We start from the raw sequence: 17,075 nt of genomic DNA on the forward strand, positions 1-17,075 counted from the left end.
GCTAGCCCTCTACGTCATACTGCTTGCTGAGGTGATCGCCGATCTGCACCAGCATCGCGACGCATTCGGGGTAGCCGGGCCGCGCCACCGTGGCTTCGTTGGCGCTGGCGCGGAATTCCCAGCTGTCGCCGTCGCGCAGCACGGAGATGTCGATGCCGTCGGGGCAGTCGGCATGAACTTTCAACTCGGCCCGCGCCATCGCGATGAGTTCGGCTTCAGTCTTGATCGGCTTGCTCATGTGACGGCGTCCTCCCGGCTGGCGACATCAGCCATGGTTGCCGATTTGGCAGCGAAATGTCGAGAGGACGCACCCGATCACGGGCTGTTGCAATTGACAAATTGCAGGTCCCCGGCGAACATCGGGCCGGGTCGATACCACCCGCCGCTTGCACCCCGCCCGGGGACGGTGAACGTATCAAGCCAGGTTTCAGGCTTCCTTTGCCCGCACGAACGGGTCAGCAACGCAAGCCCCTGACGCTTTCCGTTCGTCGATGCAAAGGTTGATCCCATGCGCGACTTTCGTGATGCCAAGGCCATGGCGCAGACGCTGCGCGAAGCGCTCGCCGCCAAATCGATCCCCCTCACCCACAGCGACAGCCTGGAGCTGGTCGCCAGATTGTTCGGTCAGCGCGACTGGAACACGCTGGCGGCGCGGATACAGGCCGCCGGACCGCCAAGCACGCCGGCACAGGCTGCAGACTCCACTGCAGAATCACCGCCGATCGCCGCGCGGCAGGAAATCGCGGTGGATTCCGCCGTGCTCGACAATTATGCCGGCTTCTACAAGCTCAGCGACCGCGCCGTGTTCACGGTGACACCCGACGAACATCATCTGGTGATGCAACTGACCGGGCAGCGCTCGGTGCGGTTCTTTGCGGAGAGCGTGACCGAATTCTTCGCCAGGATTGTCGACGCCCAGGTCAGCTTCGTCGTCGGACCGGACGGACGAGCCACCTCGCTGATTCTGCATCAGAACGGCAGCGATATTGCGATGGCGCGTATCGATGCCGCGGCGGCAGGCAAGATCGCCGATCAGACGGCGGAGCGCGTCAAGAACCAGTCGGCCAGTCCTGGAACCGAGGCTGCGCTGCACCGCCTGATCGATGGGATCGCCTCGGGGAATCCCAACTACAATGAGATGAGCCCGGCGCTGGCGGCGGCGACCCGCAAGCAGATGACGTGGCTTCAGCCCCTTGCGGACCTCGGGACGATCCAGGCGATCCGCTTTCTTGGTGTCGGCGAGCAAGGTGAAGACGTCTATAGCGTCAGACAGGCGAACGGCGCCGCGCACTGGCGCATCGCGCTCGACGACAAGGGCATCATTTCAACCGCGTGGGTGACTCCCGGCCCGTAACAGCCCGTGCCGCTACGGCGTCGCGCCGGCGCGGCGCTCGCCCTTGATGACCGGGAGCGTGCTGACCGGCGCGGCCCTTGGCCCGTCGGCCAGCGATCCGGTCGTGACCGGATCGGGCAGCGGCGCGCGGGCGGTGGCGTCCGGGAAGCGGGTCTTCATCTCGCGGATGAAGCCGTCGAGCGTGTCGACGCTGGCGGCCATCCGCGCGATCTGGGCGAATTCGGCGCTCGAGGTCGCTACCGGCTTGCTGGCCGCGTCGAACGCCAGTCTGTCGGCATCGCCGGACATCAGCGGCGCGTATTTCTCGCGGAACCGGGACAGCCCGATGGCGTCCTCGGCGAGCGCGTAGCCGACCACGGCGCGGATGATGTCGGCCTTCTCGCTCGGGTTGAGCGGCGTGAAATCGCGCCAGCGGTCGCCGTAATAGAGCTCGATCTGCTCGGACGCCTCGCGCCAGTGCCGCGACGCCCAATAGATGTCCGAACGCAGCCGGATCGCCTCGCGGCCGGTGATGTTCGAGATGATGTCGAGCGCGAGGTCGTGCCGGCCGACGTCGCTCTGCGCGCGCGCCTCGAGCAGCAGCCGCTGCTGGCGCAGTTCGCCGGAGAGATCCGCGATCCGGGTCGAGCGCAGCGCGCCAATGGCGCGGTCGGGCTTGCGGTTCATCAGATAGACCATCGCAAGCCGCGCGGCGACCTGCGCGCGCGCCGCGCCTTCGAGCCGCTTGTCGACCTGGTACTGCAGGAGGTCGGCGGCCTGGTCGAGCAGATCGACGCCGACGAGACGGTCGGCGAGACGGCGGATCATCTCGTCGCCGCGGCGGCCGATCGGCGTCAGCTCGCGATAATCGTAGAACGTGCCGAGCGCATCGATTGGCGCCATCTCGTCGCCCTTCGGGCCGAGATAGAGCTGCACGAACAACGCCGAGGCGGCATCCTGCGCCTGGCGCGATTCCGGCGCGTTCGGCTGCAGCCGGGTCGCCGCACGGGTCACCGCGAAGGCATCGGCATAGCGCGCGGTCTCGGCATAGATCTGCGACAGCACATACAACGTCTTCAGCTCGATATTGTCGCCGCGCCACAGCATCGACAAGAGCTCGAGCTCCTTCAGCACATCGTCGCGGCCGATCTCGCCGCGCTTCTGCCGCAGCAGCGTCTCCAGCAGTCTGCCTTCGGCGGCGGCCTGCCGGTCGGGCGAACCGGCGGCGAAGCGATAGGCGTCGAGCGCATCCTTCTCCTGGCCGAGCGCTTCGGCGAGCCGGCCGCGCAGCACCGCAACCGCGGGCTTGAGCGCGTCGGGAATGCCGACCACGTCGAGATCGCTCTTGCGCCGCGCGGCGCCGGCATAGTCCTTGACCTCGAGCGAGGCCTTCATCGAGTCGATCGTGACGATGCGCTGCAGATCGGGCGGCAGCGTCGCGACCGCGAATTCGGCGTTCTTGAACTTTTCGCGCGCCTCGGGCCATTTGCCCTCGCGGGCGAAGGCGAGCCCCTTCCACAATTGAGAATCGTAACCGTTGCCGATCACGGGATTGGCGAGGTCCTTGAGGCCCTGCGCCGGGTGCCCGATCAGGATGCTGGCAACCGCGTGCACCATCACCACGGAGGCCGCCTCGCTGCCGCGCTTGCTTTCGGACAGTATCAGATTGGCGACACCATGGGCTTCCTGGTACATGGCGCGTGCCATGTAGAAATCGGCGAGATCGAGCCGCGCCTGCGGCAGCTGCTCGGCATTGGCCGTCGAAGCCGCCGCGATCAGGCCGTCGAGCTGCTTGAGGAAATTCTCCGACTGGTTCTTGCGCCACTCGTCCGGATCGAACAGCGGCTTCACCGCCGCGGTCGCGCGCTCGGCGGCGACGTCGGCCGACGACAGCGTCAGGCCGCCGGGCCGGCCCAGCGTCACCTTGTCGGCGCCGACCTCCGCCTTGACGTCGTCGGCGTTCGGATGAACCACGACGCCGTGGATCGATTCCAGCAATGAGAGCTCGACAAAGTCCTGCCGCTTGATGATGCCGCGGGTCGGCGGCGGCGCGGTCACGACCCAGAGCGTATCGCCCGCGTCGGGATCGATCAGTCTGTGGAGCTGGCCGGAATTGGCGAGCGGCACGCTGACATTGGCGAGCGAGGGCTCGCTGATGTTGCGCACCACGCTGAGCGGCAGCGGCGGCTTCTGCACCCGGTCGGCGAAGGTCAGCGTCCAGCTCACGCCGCGCGAGCGATCGTCGCTCTCGAGTGACGGCATCTGCGGCCTGTTGAGGCGGAAGCGCACCGCCTGCCCTTTCTCCAGCGCGATCCGGCTGACGTCTGATATCAGCGAGCCGGCCTTGGCGCGGATCGGATCGACGTCGATCGCCTCAGGCGTGTCGAACACCATCCACACCGTGTCGGCGCGACGGAACAGCGCCGCCGGCGTCACGCCGGGGAATGAGAACGTCACCCGCAACCCGTCGCTGTCGCGCTGGGCTTCGACCGCGGAACTGGCAGCAGACTTGGCGTTGGCGCGGGCTTCGGCAGGCGGCGATGGCGCCGCCGCTGGCTTCGGCGCCTCCATGGCCGGCGCGGTCGCGACAGCAAGCGCAGGCTTTGGCGCGTCGCTCTGTGCCGTCGCAGCGCTGCCCTCGCGCGGCGCGGCCGGTGCAGCGGCTTTCTCGACGTCAGCCGCCGGCGCCGCGGCGATCTTCGGCAGCTCCGAATTAGGCAGCTCGGATCTCGGCTGTTCCGATTTGACGGGCGCGGGCGCCGGTTGTTCGGTCGTGGCCTGTTCGGGCTTGACCGGCTCCGACTGCACCTGTTCGGACTTTACCGGCTCGGACTTTACCTGTTCCGACTTGGCCGGCTCCGCCTTGGGTTGCTCTGCCTTGGATTGCTCGGACTTGGATTGCTCAGATTTGGGTTGCTCGGACTTGATCTCGATCTTGGCCTGCTGCGCGATGCTTTCCGACGTCACCGGCGCGATCGCAGCCGCACCCTTCGGTTTGCCGCGCGGCGTCGGCAACAACGAGCTCAGCGAGGGCTTCGCCGCCGGCTGCTGCTCGCTCTGCTGGAAGGCGACATCGACAATGTAGTTCTTTTCGTCGCGGAACGAATGCACGTCGACATCGCCAATCAGCGTCACGTCGACCGCCGAGGTATCCGTGTCGGCGCGCGAGCTGATCGACGCGACGTTCGGGGGAGCGGCAACCTTGGCATCGGCTAGGTCGAAGCTCAGGACCGAGTTGAAGGACAGCGTCAGCTTCTGCTCGTTCAGCACCGAGGAGACGCTGACCCCGTCGGGAACCTCGAACACGAAACGGACGAAGGTGGGCTGCACCAGTGCGCGAACCCGGATCGGCGGCTTCTTCTTGGCGGCATCGGCGGCGCGCTGGATGCGCAACAGACGCTCGGCGGCACGGGCGCGCTCCGCCAGTTCGCGGATCACTTCCTGCGGCAGCGACGGCGGCGGGCCGGTCCAGCCGTCGGGGAGAAAGTCGACGAAGATGCGCTCGCCGGCGGTCATGGTGTTGATGGTGACGCGCCGCGCCAGCGACAGGCGGATCGCCGAACCGTCGGGATCGCGGCGCGCGGCGCCGACATAATCGGGCACCGCATCCGAGAGTTTCTCGACGGGGATATCGACTGGACGCTTGAAGCGGATCACGATGATCGAGCCGGCGGTCGTGACCTCCGACTCGACATCCTCCTTCAGCTTCAGCACCAGCCGGGCATAGCCGTTCGCGGCCGAGAATGTCGCCTCGCCCGGCACGGGCGGCAGGTCTTGGGCCCGCACTGTGGCTGGATATGTGAGGTTTGTGAGGGCAAGGCCAGTGGCGAGCAGGCACAGACGGGCAGTCCGCGCCCAGGCGCGGCCTAGCGACCATGTTTCAGCGGCAGCCGTTCGCGCCATCTCGAAACGTCTTCTCGGACCTCTGCCATACCAGCGCGAAGCGCCCTCGCCCACGCGTCCCGATCTTGGATCGGGCGGCGTTAAGGAGCTGTTAACGTCAATGGATTGTTTCAGAGGACGCTACGAGGGGACCAGGAAGGTGTCTTTGAAGCGGGTTTCGGAGGCGGCTTCGCCCCTGCGGTAATCTGTCAGTCGAACGCGTTTGTAGTATGGTTAAAGAATACTTGCCATCACATTGGAACGGCTCGCGGAAATGGGTGGTTCAAGCTGCCGCTCACTACGGCGAGATTCGACATCCAGAATCATCTGAAAGCAGTTGAGCAGCAAACCGCTTGTATTGCAGCGGCGCTGGATGAAGACGATCCATCTTTCGTCGCTACGGCTATCGCCGACGTCGCGAAGGCGCGGCGCCTGGCTTGCGGGCGCAAACCCGCCGAAAGTCAGCCTCTGAAGCTCACGCGGTCCGTCAATTCGTCTTCGGCGTGAGCATCTTGCCTTCGATCTTGGGAAGATCGTCTGTTGATACCGACTTGTCGCCGCCGGCGCGGCGGGCGAGTTCGACCGTGAGCCGTTCGGCGGCCTCGGGCTGCATCAGGCCGAGGATGTCGGACATCTTGCGAGGCTGGATCTGCGAGGCGATCTGGTAGAGCACGGTCATCTCCAGCCGATCGAACACTTTTGCGGCGTCCTTCGGCTTCATGTTCTCGTACATGGTGACGATGCCCTTGAAACGGGCGGCGTCGGCTTCTGCCTTTGCCGCCGCATCGGCATTCGTCTTCGCGTCATTGGCCTTGGCCTCCTCGACCTTGGCCTCGATGCGCTTCTCCGCGGCCTTCAGGAGGCTTTCGCGAATCTCGACCTCGCGGGCACGCGTCTCGAGTTCCTGGCGGCGCGACTGCAGCCGTTCCAGGATCGCGCGTTCGGAGGCCGACACCGGCGGCGGCGCATCCAGATTGACCACCACGCCGTCGGGCTTGGGCGCCTCCGCGGCCGGTGCGGCCGGTTTCGGTGCCTCGTCCTTCTTCGCGTCCTTGCCCTCGACCGATCCCGTGATGTCGCCGGGATCGGCCTTGAACTTGCCGTCGGCAACCGTCTTGGGAGCGCCGGGGAAGTTGAAATTCTGCTGCGCCCAAGATGGACCGGCCGGGCCGGCCGGCGGCGCGTCGTCGGCAAACACGTAACCGCCATCGAGCACGAGGCCCGCGACCTTCAGCACCATCAGGCCGAAGATCGCAACCAGCACCACGGGCATCACTCTGATGTCACGAAGCAACTTCATGCAGCGAGGCCGCCGGCCCTCCTGCGCTCGGTGAAGGCTTCAGCCGCCGCGGCAACCGCGCGCGCGGCCGAAACCCTGGGCGCCTGCGCCACCGGCGCGGCGGGTGCCGGCGCATGCGCGGGCTCCGGCGGCCGCGCGGCCATCGCGATCTTGGACAGGCGGCGCACCACGTGGTCGCCTTCCGCCAGCTGATTCTTCAGCTGCGCCGACATCTGCACCGCCGCGTCGAGCTGGTTGCCGAGGTTCTCGTTGACGTCGCGCACCGCGTGCTTCAACCCGCCGATCGCCCGCTCGGCGATCTCGGTCGCGGTGATCAATTCGGCGATCGTCGCCTTCAGCGAATGCTCGTCCGCCTTCAGCCGTTGCAGCCGCTTGTTGAGCAGCCAGCAATAGCCGATCGTCAGCATCAGCAGCACGGCTACCAGACTCTCGATTGCTAGTCCAAGCACATGACTCATGGTGCCTCCATCATCTTGGTCCGCTCGTCCGCCTTCTCGAACATCGCGAAGGTGGTTTGGGGTTTACGCAAATTCTTGGTGACGCGGATCGCGACGCGGTCGCCGACGCGGCCCATGCGGCCCTCCGTCAGGGTGACATTGCCGCAACGGACCGAGACCAGCGCGTCGGAACGGATATCCAGCGGCAGCGTGTCGCCGACCTTGAGCTTCATCAGTTCCTTGAGCGGGATATCGGCCTCGTACAGCACCGCATCGACCGCAATCTCGGCCTGCGCCACTTCGGTGGCGAAATGGCCTTCCCAGATCGGATCGCGGCCGAACTTTTCGCCCATGAACATCTGCAACAGAACGTTGCGGATCGGCTCGATGGTGGCGTAGGGCAGCAGCAATTCGACATTGCCGCCGCGGTCTTCCATGTCGATGCGCAGGCGCACCAGGATCGCCGCGTTGGCCGGGCGGCTGATCGCGGCAAAGCGCGGATTGGTCTCGAGCCGGTCGATCGTGAAGGTCACCGGCGACAGCGGCCGGAACGCCTGCTCGGCATCCGACAGCACCACCTCGACCAGCCGCTTCACGAGGTTGGTCTCGATCGTGGTGTAGGGCCGGCCCTCGATCTTGAGCTGGGTCTGGCCGCGGCGGCCGCCGAGCAGCACGTCGATCATCGAATAGATCAGGTTGGAGTCGACCATGGCGAGGCCGAAATTCTCCCACTCCTCCGCCTTGAACACCGAGAGCACCGCCGGCAGCGGGATCGAGTTCATGTAGTCGCCGAAGCGCACCGAGGTGATGCGGTCGAGCGAGACCTCGACGTTGTCGGAGGTGAAATTGCGCAAGCTGGTCGTCATCAACCGCACCAGGCGGTCGAACACGATTTCGAGCATCGGCAGACGCTCGTATGACACCATCGCGGAATCGATGATAGCGCGGATGCCGGAATGATCGTCGAGGCTGACGTCGCCGACCGTGAAGCCGAGGAGATTGTCGATCTCCTCCTGCGACAGCACGCGCTCGCCATTGGTGTTCTTGCCGCCGAAGTCGCGGCTGCCGTCCTCGACCATGGCGGCCCATTGCAGCGCCATGTTCTCGGTCAGCTCGTTCTTGGCAGCTTCCGCCGCGGCCGCCGCGGGATCCTCGGAATCGAGCGAGGCTTCCCATTGGGCCGCAATGGCGTCCTGGTCCATCTGGTCGTTGCCGGCCATGGCTTTACATCCGCCCCGTCACTGGATCACGACTTCCTTGAACAGCACCGCGTTGACCTGGTTGGGCGCCAGCGCGAGGTTGACGCGCTTGGTCAGCTCTTCCTTGAGACGGAACAGGCCGGCCGAGCCGTTGAGATCGCTCGGGCGCAGTTCGCGCATGTAGGTCTGGAACAGGTCGGTGACGCGCGGCAGCGCCGGCTTGATCGCCTCGACCTGCTTCTCTTCCTTGATCTCGAGCACGAGCTTCAGCTTGAGATATTGCACCCGCTCGCCGGGCGCGCCGACCAGATTGACCAGCATGTCGGGCACGTCGACAAAGCTCGGCGGCTTCGGCGGCGGCGCTTCGGCGTGCTGCTCCTCGCCGTGACCGCGCATGAAGAAGAACCATCCGCCCGCCCCCGCGCCGAGCACGACGAGGAAGCCGACGACGGCGATGATCAGCTTGAGCTTGCCCTTCTTCGGAGCGGCCGCGCCCTCGCCGCTATCCGTCTTTTCCTCGTCCGCCATCGTCCGCTCGCTTCAACCTGAAGGATGCGAACGCGATTTGCCCCAGCTTTGGCTTGAAGACGCGATACAAAGGCCGCCGGCGCACACGCGCCCCAATGCCGGCAACACTGGGGTCATAATGGTTAACGGAAGATTAGGATTTACCTTCAACTAGGAAAAAACTGCCGGGCAAACATGGTCAACAAGACCTTTCTGCCGCCCGGCACGGCTCCCTGCAAAACACCTAACCCATTCAAATATCTGATTATTTCAAGTTGGCACGGGTTTCGCTGAGAGGACGACGTGACCGGCGGGTTTGGGAGAACCCAATGGTTACCGACGGTCCGGCGTGAAGGTTTGGGAGAACCTTTCGCATCGGATCACCTCACAGGGGAGAACCACCGATGCAGAATACGCTTCTGGTCGGACTATCGAAGCAGATGGTGCTGGAACGGCAGATGGATGTCGTTTCCAACAACATCGCGAACATGAACACCAACGGCTACAAGGCCGACCGGTCGCTGTTCCAGGAATATCTGTCCTCGAACGCGCATGAAGACAATTTCGCGTCCTCCGACCGCCGCGTCTCCTTCGTGCAGGACCGCGCGACCTTCCACGACTTCTCGCAGGGCCCGACCGAAGAGACCAAGAACCCGCTCGATGTCGCGATCGACGGCAACGCCTTCCTGGTGGTGCAGACGCCGGGCGGCGAGCGCTACACCCGCGACGGCAACCTTCAGATCAACAATCGCGGCCAGCTCGTCACCGCCTCAGGCTACCAGGTGCTCGGCACCGCCGGCCCGATCACGTTCCAGCAGACCGATCACGACGTCAACATCGCCCCCGACGGCAACGTCAGCGTGCTCGAGGGCACGTCCCGCCTCGACTCGATCCGCGGCAAACTGCGCCTGGTCTCGTTCGCGCAGGCCCAGCGCCTGCTGAAGGAAGGCTCCAACCTCTATGTGCCGGGCGAAGGCGCGGTGCCGCAGCCGGACACCAAGGCGCAGATCCGCCAGGGCTTCATCGAGAAGTCGAACGTCAATTCCGTCGTCGAGATGAGCCGCATGATCGAGATCACGCGGACCTACACCCAAATCGCCTCGCTGCTCCAGCAGCAGAGCGACCTGCACAAATCGGCGATCGAGAAACTCGCCGACGTGCCGAACTGATCCGGGGGATTGAACGATGCGCGCACTTTATACCGCGGCGACCGGAATGGCGGCACAGGAACTCAGCGTTCAGGTGATCTCCAACAACATCGCGAACCTGCGTACCACCGGCTACAAGAAGCAGCGCGCCGCGTTCCAGGACCTGATCTACGACCATGTGCGCCGGGTCGGCGCGCAGGCCTCCGACCAGAACACCATCATGCCGATGGGCATCGACCTCGGCGGCGGCGTCAAGACCGTCGGCACGCCGCGGATGATGACCCAGGGCACGCTGTCGCCGACCGGCAACGATCTCGACATCGCGATCCGCGGCGAAGGCTTCTTCAAGATCCTGATGCCGGACGGCACCTTCACCTACACCCGCGACGGCTCGTTCCAGATGGACAACCAGGGCCGCATCGTCAACGCGCAGGGCAATTTGCTGCAGCCGACGATCACGATCCCGCAGAACGCCTCCGGCCTCACCATCAATGCGCAGGGCCAGGTCTCGGTGACGCTGCCGGGCCAGACCGCATCGACCAACATCGGCCAGGTCGGCCTGACCCGCTTCATCAACAAGGCCGGCCTGATGCCGATCGGCGACAACCTGTTCCAGGAAACGCCGGCCTCCGGCCAGCCGCAGGACGGCATCGCCAACACCGACGGCTATGGCGACATGCAGCAGAGCAACCTCGAACAGGCCAACGTCGAAGTGGTCTCGGAAATCTCCGACCTGATCGCCGCGCAGCGCGCCTATGAGATGAACTCGAAGGTGGTCTCCGCGGCCGACCAGATGATGCAGTCGACCTCCAACCTGTTCCGCTGAGGATGATGTCGATGATCGCCCGCTCATTCCTGATCGCAGCCGCGCTGCTCGCGGTGACCGCGCTGCCAGCCGCCGCGCAAAGCCGCGGCGAGAGCATCGCAGTGCCGACACTGCGCGCCAGCGTCACGGTCGCGGACGACATCGTGCGGGTCGGCGACCTCATCGACAACGCCGGCAGCGCCGGCAGCATCGCGATCTACCGCGCGCCCGACCTCGGCACCACAGGCACGCTGCCGGTCGCGCAGGTGCTGAACGTGCTGCGCACCCACCAGGTGATCGGCGTCGACACCCGCGAGCTGAAGGAGATCACCGTCACCCGGCCCGCGCGCATCATCGACAGCAAGGAGATCGAGCAGCAGGTATCGCGCGCGCTGGAGGGCCGCCACGGGCTCGGCAGGGCCGGCAGCATCGCGCTGACCTTCGACCGCGATCCCGGCGATATCCGCCTCGAGGCAACCAGCACCGGCGCGATGCAGCCCGTCGCCGTGCGCTACGACCAGCGCTCGACGCGCTTCGACGTCACCTTCGAGGTCAGCAACGAAGCCGGCACGGCTCCGTACAAGCTGCGCCTCACCGGCACCGCGATCGAGACCATCGAGGCCGCCGTGCTGACGCGCAATGTCGAACGCGGCGACGTGCTGAAAGCCTCCGACGTGGTGGTCGAGCGCCGTCCGAAAGCCGAAATCGGCAACGACGCCGCGGTGCGCGACGGCGCCGTCGGCATGCAGATGCGCCGCCAGATCCGCGCCGGCCAGGCGCTGCGCACGGCCGACATGGCAAAACCCGATCTCGTGACCCGCGACCAGAACGTCACGCTGGTCTACCGCACCTCCGGTCTCTACCTCACGATCCGCGGCAAGGCGATGGATGGCGGCGCCGAGGGCGACGTCGTCAACGTGATGAATTTGCAGTCCAAGCGCGCCGTCTCCGGCGTCGTCACCGGCCGCGGCGAGGTTTCGATCTCGGTCGCAACCCCGCGCGCAGCGCCGGCCGCCGACGCCGCCTCGTCAGATTCCGCTCCCGTCAAGCTGAGTTCAGTCGCACCAAACGCCGAGTAAAGTTCATGTCCCAGTACCGCATCAACCGCCTCATCCTGACCGGTGCGCTGCTCGCACTCGGAACGATCGCCAGCGGTTGCTCGTCGATCGACCGTCTCTCCCAGATCGGCGAAAAGCCGAAGCTGACCGAGATCGAGAACCCGACGGCGCAGCCCGGCTACAAGCCGGTGCAGATGCCGATGCCGAAGCCCGAGGTCGCCTCCTACAGCCCCAACTCGCTGTGGCGCAGCGGCTCGCGCGCCTTCTTCAAGGACCAGCGCGCCGCGCGCGTCGGCGACATCCTGACGGTCACGGTGAACTTCACCGACAAGGCCGCGATCGCCAACGAAACCCAGCGCAGCCGCAGCAATTCCGAAGATTCCGGGGTGACCAACTTCCTGGGATCGCAGACCATCACGCAAGCCAACAAGATTCTGCCCGGCAAGATCCTGACCGCCGAATCCACGGCCTCGAGCGACGGCAAGGGCTCGGTCAATCGCCAGGAAGCGCTGCAGACCAGCGTCGCCGCCGTCGTCACCCAGATTCTCCCGAACGGAAACCTTGTCGTCGAAGGCAAGCAGGAGATCCGCGTCAACTACGAAATCCGCGAGCTGATCGTGGCCGGCATCGTGCGCCCGGAAGACATCCAGAGCGACAACACCATCGACTCCTCGAAGATCGCCCAGGCCCGCATCGCCTATGGCGGCCGCGGCCAGATCACCGACGTGCAACAGCCGCGCTACGGCCAGCAGGTTCTCGACGTGCTCTTGCCCTTCTAACGGCATGATCCCGAAAAGTGGAAACCGGTTTTCGGATAAGGACCATGCCTAAGTAAGATTTTTTCGAGCTCCCACATCTCGTCGCGAACCTAGGCGCGGCGCGGTGTACCAACGCGGCCCTCGCTAGCTCCCCTGGCGAGGGCCGTGGCATTCTTGTGACCGGTCGAATGCACTAGCGTGTTTTCGAGCGAAGCGGACACCGGTTCGCGTGAAGAAAACGCGTCAAGACAACAATCGAGAGCCCGTTCCGATTCCATCTGAACAGAAAAGGTCTCTCGCGCGATCGTCGCGCACCAGTCCGATACCGCTTCGCGCAAGTCGCGCGATCGGCTTCTCGGTTCGTTAACCGTTGGGCGAAGGTTAAGTAGCAGTCCCTCCGCTTGCAACGTAGCTAGACGACAACGCAGGGTTTGCAGTTCGTGACGGTCATGCAAAGAGACGGTCAATATGCGGCGTGGTTTCGCACGCCGCGCGGCGAAGGCACCGGAATAGTCCAGCTCGCAAACGGCAGGATCACAGGCGGCGACGCCATGTTCACCTATGGCGGCTCCTATCAGCTCGATGAGGACCGCTTCACGGCGGTCCTGACGACGCACAGATATGCCGACGGCCCGTTCACCACCGTGTTCGGATGCGACGAGGTCGAGGCGCAGCTGACCGGTACCTTCAACGGCAATCGCGCGGTGTGCTCGGGCACCGCCAAGCAGGCCCCCGGCGTGTTGTTCGAAGCCACGCTGTTTCTGCAGCAACAGGAGCAGGCGCCCGCCCCCGGTCCAAAAACCACGGCAACGCGCGCGGATGTGACGAGGCTGCCGAAGCTCCCCGACCGCCGTACGACCGTCGTGACCCGGCGCTTCAGCTGATCCGTCCGCAATCCCGATGGCATCTCCGCCCCTTCAGGCGTAGCATCGCGCATGCGCGAAGCGCAGCCCGATCGATACAGCCGGAAGGAGGAACGCATGTATGCCGCCATCCGTCACGCCAAGGCGAAGACTGGTAGCGCCGAAGAACTCGCGCGCCGGATCAAGGAAGGCGCAATTCCGATCATCAGCGATGTCGAAGGCTTCATGGCCTATTACGTGGTCTATGCCGGCGACGACACGGTCACCGCGATCAGCGTCTTCAACAACCATGCCGGCGCCGAGGAAGCCAACCGCCGCGCACTGGCCTGGATCGATGACAATCTCGGCCCATTGCTGATCGGGCAAGTCACCGCAATTGCCGGTCCGGTGATCGTGCACACCAAGGCGTGATGAGTTCGTCATGCCCGAGCTTGTCCGGGGCATCTACGTCTTCGTCTCCTTGCGAAGAAGGACGTGGATGGCCGGGACAAGCCCGGCCATGACGGTGCGAAAAGCCCGGTTGATGCCAGATGCGATAGCTCTGGGGTTACAGGCGTCCGGACGAAAGCTCCCGATCCATGCGACAATCGCCGGGGTTCGCGGTAGGATGCCGCGAACGCCACATGAGCGGAACGAGCACGGACACGACCGCAATGGGCACCAGGCCGACCACGGTCATGAAGCTCGTCGCGCATGCTTCCTGCGGCGCCGTCGGCGCCTTTGTGTTCGGCTTGTGCCTCGCAAGCACGATCAAGCGCTTCGATGGCCTCTCGCTCGCCGTCACGATTCTACTCGCGGTCCCCGTCATCTCCGACTGGTTCTGGACGCGCCGCGAGGTTCGCCGGCTCGCTGCCGGCGATATGGCCAATCAGCAGGCAACTCAATTCCTCTGGTCTTATCTTTTCTTCGCCATGCTCTCGTCGGGTTTTGGCATCGCGGTGATGGCCGTGATCTTGCAGTCGGCAGACTTCACGCGGACATTCGGCGCAATCGTGTTCGGCGTGCTGACGTGCATCGGAATCTACCCGCTTGTCCGCGACGCGAAACGCCTTGCCGATACAGTGGAGCCGCGGACGATACTTTGATCTCGGCAGGCCTTGATCTCAGCAGGCCTTGCCGCCTCGCCTCGATCGCTAGGCGGACACGGCTTCCGGCATCGGCATTCCGCGCAAGGTCATGAACGAACTGCCGAGCATCGCCTCGATCCTCATCGCCGCCAGCCACAGCAGCGCACCGCAGGTCAGGTCGATGACGTAATGGCCGCCGATCGGAAGCGTCGAGACGAGGACGAGGAGATTCCAGATCAGCGTGATGCCGAACAGCCACCGTGTGCCGATCGTTGCGAAGACCGTCATCAAGGCAAGACAGGTGTGGAACGACGGAAAGGTCACGACGCCCTGCAAATTGCTCAACGACAATTCCGGAGATACGCCGTTGCGGAAGTACTCGAACTTCGCGAGGTGATAGATCCCCGCGTGCTCGGGCAGCGCATCGAGGATCGCGACGGGATGATCGAAATAGACAAAGGCCCCCTTGGCGGGCCAGAACACCGAAAACATCGTCGATGCAACGATCGTCAAGGCGAACACGAATGCAAGTTGCCAAAGCTTGTCGAAGCGCTTTGTCGCCGCCAAGAGCACGAACAGCACGGCCACCTGGACGAATGAGCTGCAATAGGCGGCGGCGAGCAGCTCGGTCAGCCAGGGATGGTTTGCAAACCACAGGATGATGGACGGCAAATCGATCCCGATGAAGCGATCGGCATCGGCGAGACTGCCATCGATCAGGGGGAACTTGTATCTCAGGCCAACGAGGCTGATTGTTGCTGCCGCCGCGGCCGACCAGAAGAAGACGGCAACCGCTCCTGCCAGGTTGGACAGAACCGGCGCGGACCGCCATCTGCCATAGACGATATGGACGGCAAGGAGAAACCCCATCAGGCCCGAAAACAGCGCCAGGCTTTCGGGCTCGACTGCGATCTCGAATCTCCAGAGCAGGAAGCCGGCGAAACCGCTCGCGGTGATGCCAATCAACCATGCGCCACGCTCGACCCGCTGATGGGGTTGCGGGATGCGAGTTTCCTCGCTCGTGGCTGCTGTTCTCGGGGAGGCCTGCTGTGCGACATCGGTGTCGGCCGACGACGCGGCCCGTGACGGACCAACCAACTGACTGAACATTGCGACTGCCATTCCAGCGGGCGCCTCGACACGAGACCCGCTCATTCCACAGCCACAGGTTTAGCCGCCACGCCTCCAATTGCGTTGGTAAGCCAATACAACCTGTGGCAGGTCGCCGGTCATTCGCATCCGATGGTGAACGATTTATTTCCCGATATTGCTGACAACGGGACTGGAGTTCCCGTGCGCAGAACTCAGGTTCCCGGCGCGATCCAGGCTATTCGGAGTCGGGCCTGTCGCTCAGGACCACGAAAACCTTGCCGCCGAAGTCGTATCGCGCGACCGCGCGCATGCCGAGCCGCAGATGCGCCTTGAGCGAGCGCGGATTGTCTTCCCTGATGAACAGGATCGCTTCGCGGCCGGGAAACGTGGCCTGAAGCCTGGCGTAGAGCGCGTCGAGGACGCCGCAGCCGCGCGCGTCCGGGGCGACGCACACGGGGCCATACACATACGCACCGGGGCCGCCACGCCAGGCCTTCAGCATGGCCTGCACCGGCGGGGCCTCGCCGAATCCTTTGTCTGACGTCAGGAGCGCACCGAGCAGCCTGCCCTCATCGCCGATCGCGATGACGATCGATTGCCCGCGTGCAATGCGCGTCTCAATCACCTCGCGCGGCCATTGCCCGAGCAGCATGCCGCCGCGGTCGCCGGCGTTGGCCGTCAGCAGCGCTGAGATCGCTTCCGCATCCGACGATGTGGCGAGCCTGGTCTCGATCATCTCGGACGGACCGGATCGGCAGGCCGCATGCCGGCGCAGCTCATGCCTTCTTCTTCGCGGTTGCGCGAGCGCCCGCGGCGGCCTTCTTCGCCGGCTTCTTCGCAGTTTTGCTGGATTTGGCCTGGTTGAGCTCGATCGCAGCACGGATCAGGGCCTTCAGCGCGCGGTCGTTGATCTTGTCGCCCTCGAACAGATCGATCGCGCGCCGCACATTGCCCTCGAAGCCGGTGTTGAACAGCTTGTCGGGATCCGGAAGCTGGGCGCCATACATGAAGGTCAGCTTCACCTTGCCCTTGTGGGCGTTGCCGACCGCGATGATGCCGTCGCGCGACCACACCGGGCTGCCCATCCACTTCCATTCCTCGATGATTTCCGAGTCGGCGGCGAGGATGCTCTTGCGCAGGCCGGCGAGCGTCTTGCCGCGCCAGTCGGTGAGATCCTCGATCATCTGGTCGATACGTTCCGATGCCGTCATTGCTGCCTCGTGGTCCCAGCCTGTCCCATGCAATCACATTTGTGATGCGGAGGTCGATCCTCCCTGCATCCGCGGCGCCAGATAGGGCAACGCGAACAGATACAGGCCGCTCAACAGCATCAAGATCAGCGGGAACAGCGCCAGCAGGCCGATCCAGACGGCTTGCTGCTGCAGAACCATCGCGACGATGTTGATGATGACGGCAACCGTAAAGGCGATCGAAAGCCAGCGGTGAAATTGCCTGATCCAGTTGTTCCAGTTCATGTGACCTCCTGTTGGGTGTGATGGTGTCGTTAGACCGTCATTGCGAGGAGCGAAGCGACGAAGCAATCCATCTATCCGTGCATGCGGCACGATGGATTGCTTCGCGGAGCCTGTCATCGGACGGCGCTACGCGCCGACCCGTTGGCTCGCA

At 64.6% G+C, this 17,075-nt stretch carries 18 protein-coding genes; 8 read left to right on the forward strand and 10 right to left on the reverse strand.

Translation table 11 applies throughout. The annotated features are described in order from the left end of the window. Position 1: 1 nt before the first annotated feature. Positions 2 to 238, reverse strand: a complete 237-nt coding sequence (locus AAFG13_RS11260; RefSeq protein ID WP_092115402.1) for a hypothetical protein — start codon at positions 236 to 238, stop codon at positions 2 to 4. Between the two features lie 270 nt (positions 239 to 508). On the opposite strand from AAFG13_RS11260, the gene AAFG13_RS11265 reads away from it, so the two are divergent. Beyond that, positions 509 to 1,354, forward strand: coding sequence for a glyoxalase superfamily protein (locus AAFG13_RS11265; protein WP_212310046.1), 846 nt, complete (start codon positions 509 to 511; stop codon positions 1,352 to 1,354). Between the two features lie 12 nt (positions 1,355 to 1,366). Here the strand turns inward: AAFG13_RS11265 and AAFG13_RS11270 are convergent, their stop codons facing one another. From AAFG13_RS11270 to fliL, 5 genes are all read right to left on the reverse strand, one after another. Beyond that, a complete protein-coding gene (locus tag AAFG13_RS11270) occupies positions 1,367 to 5,236 on the reverse strand; it encodes a tetratricopeptide repeat protein (protein WP_342712034.1) in 3,870 nt (1,289 codons plus the stop codon). A gap of 466 nt (positions 5,237 to 5,702) precedes the next feature. Continuing rightward, positions 5,703 to 6,515 (reverse strand): flagellar protein FlbB, encoded by an 813-nt coding sequence (locus AAFG13_RS11275; RefSeq protein WP_342712035.1) that lies wholly within the window; start codon positions 6,513 to 6,515, stop codon positions 5,703 to 5,705. After that, complete coding sequence (locus AAFG13_RS11280; RefSeq protein ID WP_212310049.1) at positions 6,512 to 6,973, reverse strand: DUF6468 domain-containing protein; 462 nt, start codon at positions 6,971 to 6,973, stop codon at positions 6,512 to 6,514. Before AAFG13_RS11280 ends, AAFG13_RS11275 begins: the two co-directional genes overlap by 4 nt. Next, entirely contained in the window at positions 6,970 to 8,172 is a 1,203-nt protein-coding gene (fliM, locus tag AAFG13_RS11285) for a flagellar motor switch protein FliM (protein WP_092115408.1), read from the reverse strand. Before fliM ends, AAFG13_RS11280 begins: the two co-directional genes overlap by 4 nt. An 18-nt stretch (positions 8,173 to 8,190) precedes the next feature. Beyond that, entirely contained in the window at positions 8,191 to 8,679 is a 489-nt protein-coding gene (fliL, locus tag AAFG13_RS11290) for a flagellar basal body-associated protein FliL (RefSeq protein ID WP_050403480.1), read from the reverse strand. Positions 8,680 to 9,062: 383 nt separating this feature from the next. Between fliL and flgF the strand changes: the two genes are divergently transcribed. From flgF to AAFG13_RS11325, 7 genes are all read left to right on the forward strand, one after another. Then, on the forward strand, positions 9,063 to 9,827 hold the full coding sequence (gene flgF, locus AAFG13_RS11295; RefSeq protein WP_092115410.1) for a flagellar basal-body rod protein FlgF: 765 nt from the start codon (positions 9,063 to 9,065) through the stop codon (positions 9,825 to 9,827). A 16-nt stretch (positions 9,828 to 9,843) separates the two neighbouring features. Beyond that, entirely contained in the window at positions 9,844 to 10,632 is a 789-nt protein-coding gene (gene flgG / locus AAFG13_RS11300; protein ID WP_092115411.1) for a flagellar basal-body rod protein FlgG, read from the forward strand. A gap of 2 nt (positions 10,633 to 10,634) precedes the next feature. After that, entirely contained in the window at positions 10,635 to 11,690 is a 1,056-nt protein-coding gene (gene flgA, locus AAFG13_RS11305) for a flagellar basal body P-ring formation chaperone FlgA (protein WP_212310050.1), read from the forward strand. Positions 11,691 to 11,695: 5 nt separating this feature from the next. Further along, positions 11,696 to 12,448 (forward strand): flagellar basal body L-ring protein FlgH, encoded by a 753-nt coding sequence (flgH, locus tag AAFG13_RS11310; protein WP_092115413.1) that lies wholly within the window; start codon positions 11,696 to 11,698, stop codon positions 12,446 to 12,448. Between the two features lie 428 nt (positions 12,449 to 12,876). Continuing rightward, on the forward strand, positions 12,877 to 13,311 hold the full coding sequence (locus tag AAFG13_RS11315) for a hypothetical protein (protein WP_342712036.1): 435 nt from the start codon (positions 12,877 to 12,879) through the stop codon (positions 13,309 to 13,311). A 96-nt stretch (positions 13,312 to 13,407) separates the two neighbouring features. Next, the gene (locus AAFG13_RS11320) at positions 13,408 to 13,701 is read left to right on the forward strand and encodes an antibiotic biosynthesis monooxygenase (protein WP_092125805.1); all 294 of its coding nucleotides are present in this window, start codon (positions 13,408 to 13,410) and stop codon (positions 13,699 to 13,701) included. A gap of 266 nt (positions 13,702 to 13,967) precedes the next feature. Then, complete coding sequence (locus AAFG13_RS11325) at positions 13,968 to 14,375, forward strand: hypothetical protein (RefSeq protein WP_342712037.1); 408 nt, start codon at positions 13,968 to 13,970, stop codon at positions 14,373 to 14,375. Between the two features lie 48 nt (positions 14,376 to 14,423). Here AAFG13_RS11325 and AAFG13_RS11330 read toward each other — a convergent pair whose 3' ends face one another. The 4 genes from AAFG13_RS11330 to AAFG13_RS11345 all read right to left on the reverse strand — a co-directional run bounded on the left by AAFG13_RS11330 (position 14,424) and on the right by AAFG13_RS11345 (position 16,924). Beyond that, positions 14,424 to 15,323, reverse strand: coding sequence for a phosphatase PAP2 family protein (locus tag AAFG13_RS11330; protein WP_342712038.1), 900 nt, complete (start codon positions 15,321 to 15,323; stop codon positions 14,424 to 14,426). Between the two features lie 361 nt (positions 15,324 to 15,684). Beyond that, positions 15,685 to 16,185: a GNAT family N-acetyltransferase gene (locus AAFG13_RS11335; protein WP_342712039.1), complete on the reverse strand. Its 501-nt coding sequence runs from the start codon at positions 16,183 to 16,185 to the stop codon at positions 15,685 to 15,687. A gap of 40 nt (positions 16,186 to 16,225) precedes the next feature. Further along, on the reverse strand, positions 16,226 to 16,660 hold the full coding sequence (locus AAFG13_RS11340; RefSeq protein WP_342712040.1) for a DUF1801 domain-containing protein: 435 nt from the start codon (positions 16,658 to 16,660) through the stop codon (positions 16,226 to 16,228). Positions 16,661 to 16,693: 33 nt separating this feature from the next. Beyond that, positions 16,694 to 16,924, reverse strand: coding sequence for a hypothetical protein (locus AAFG13_RS11345; RefSeq protein ID WP_212310056.1), 231 nt, complete (start codon positions 16,922 to 16,924; stop codon positions 16,694 to 16,696). Positions 16,925 to 17,075 lie beyond the last annotated feature (151 nt).

Source organism: Bradyrhizobium sp. B124, from assembly GCF_038967635.1.
In the GTDB taxonomy this organism is placed as follows: Bacteria; Pseudomonadota; Alphaproteobacteria; order Rhizobiales; family Xanthobacteraceae; genus Bradyrhizobium.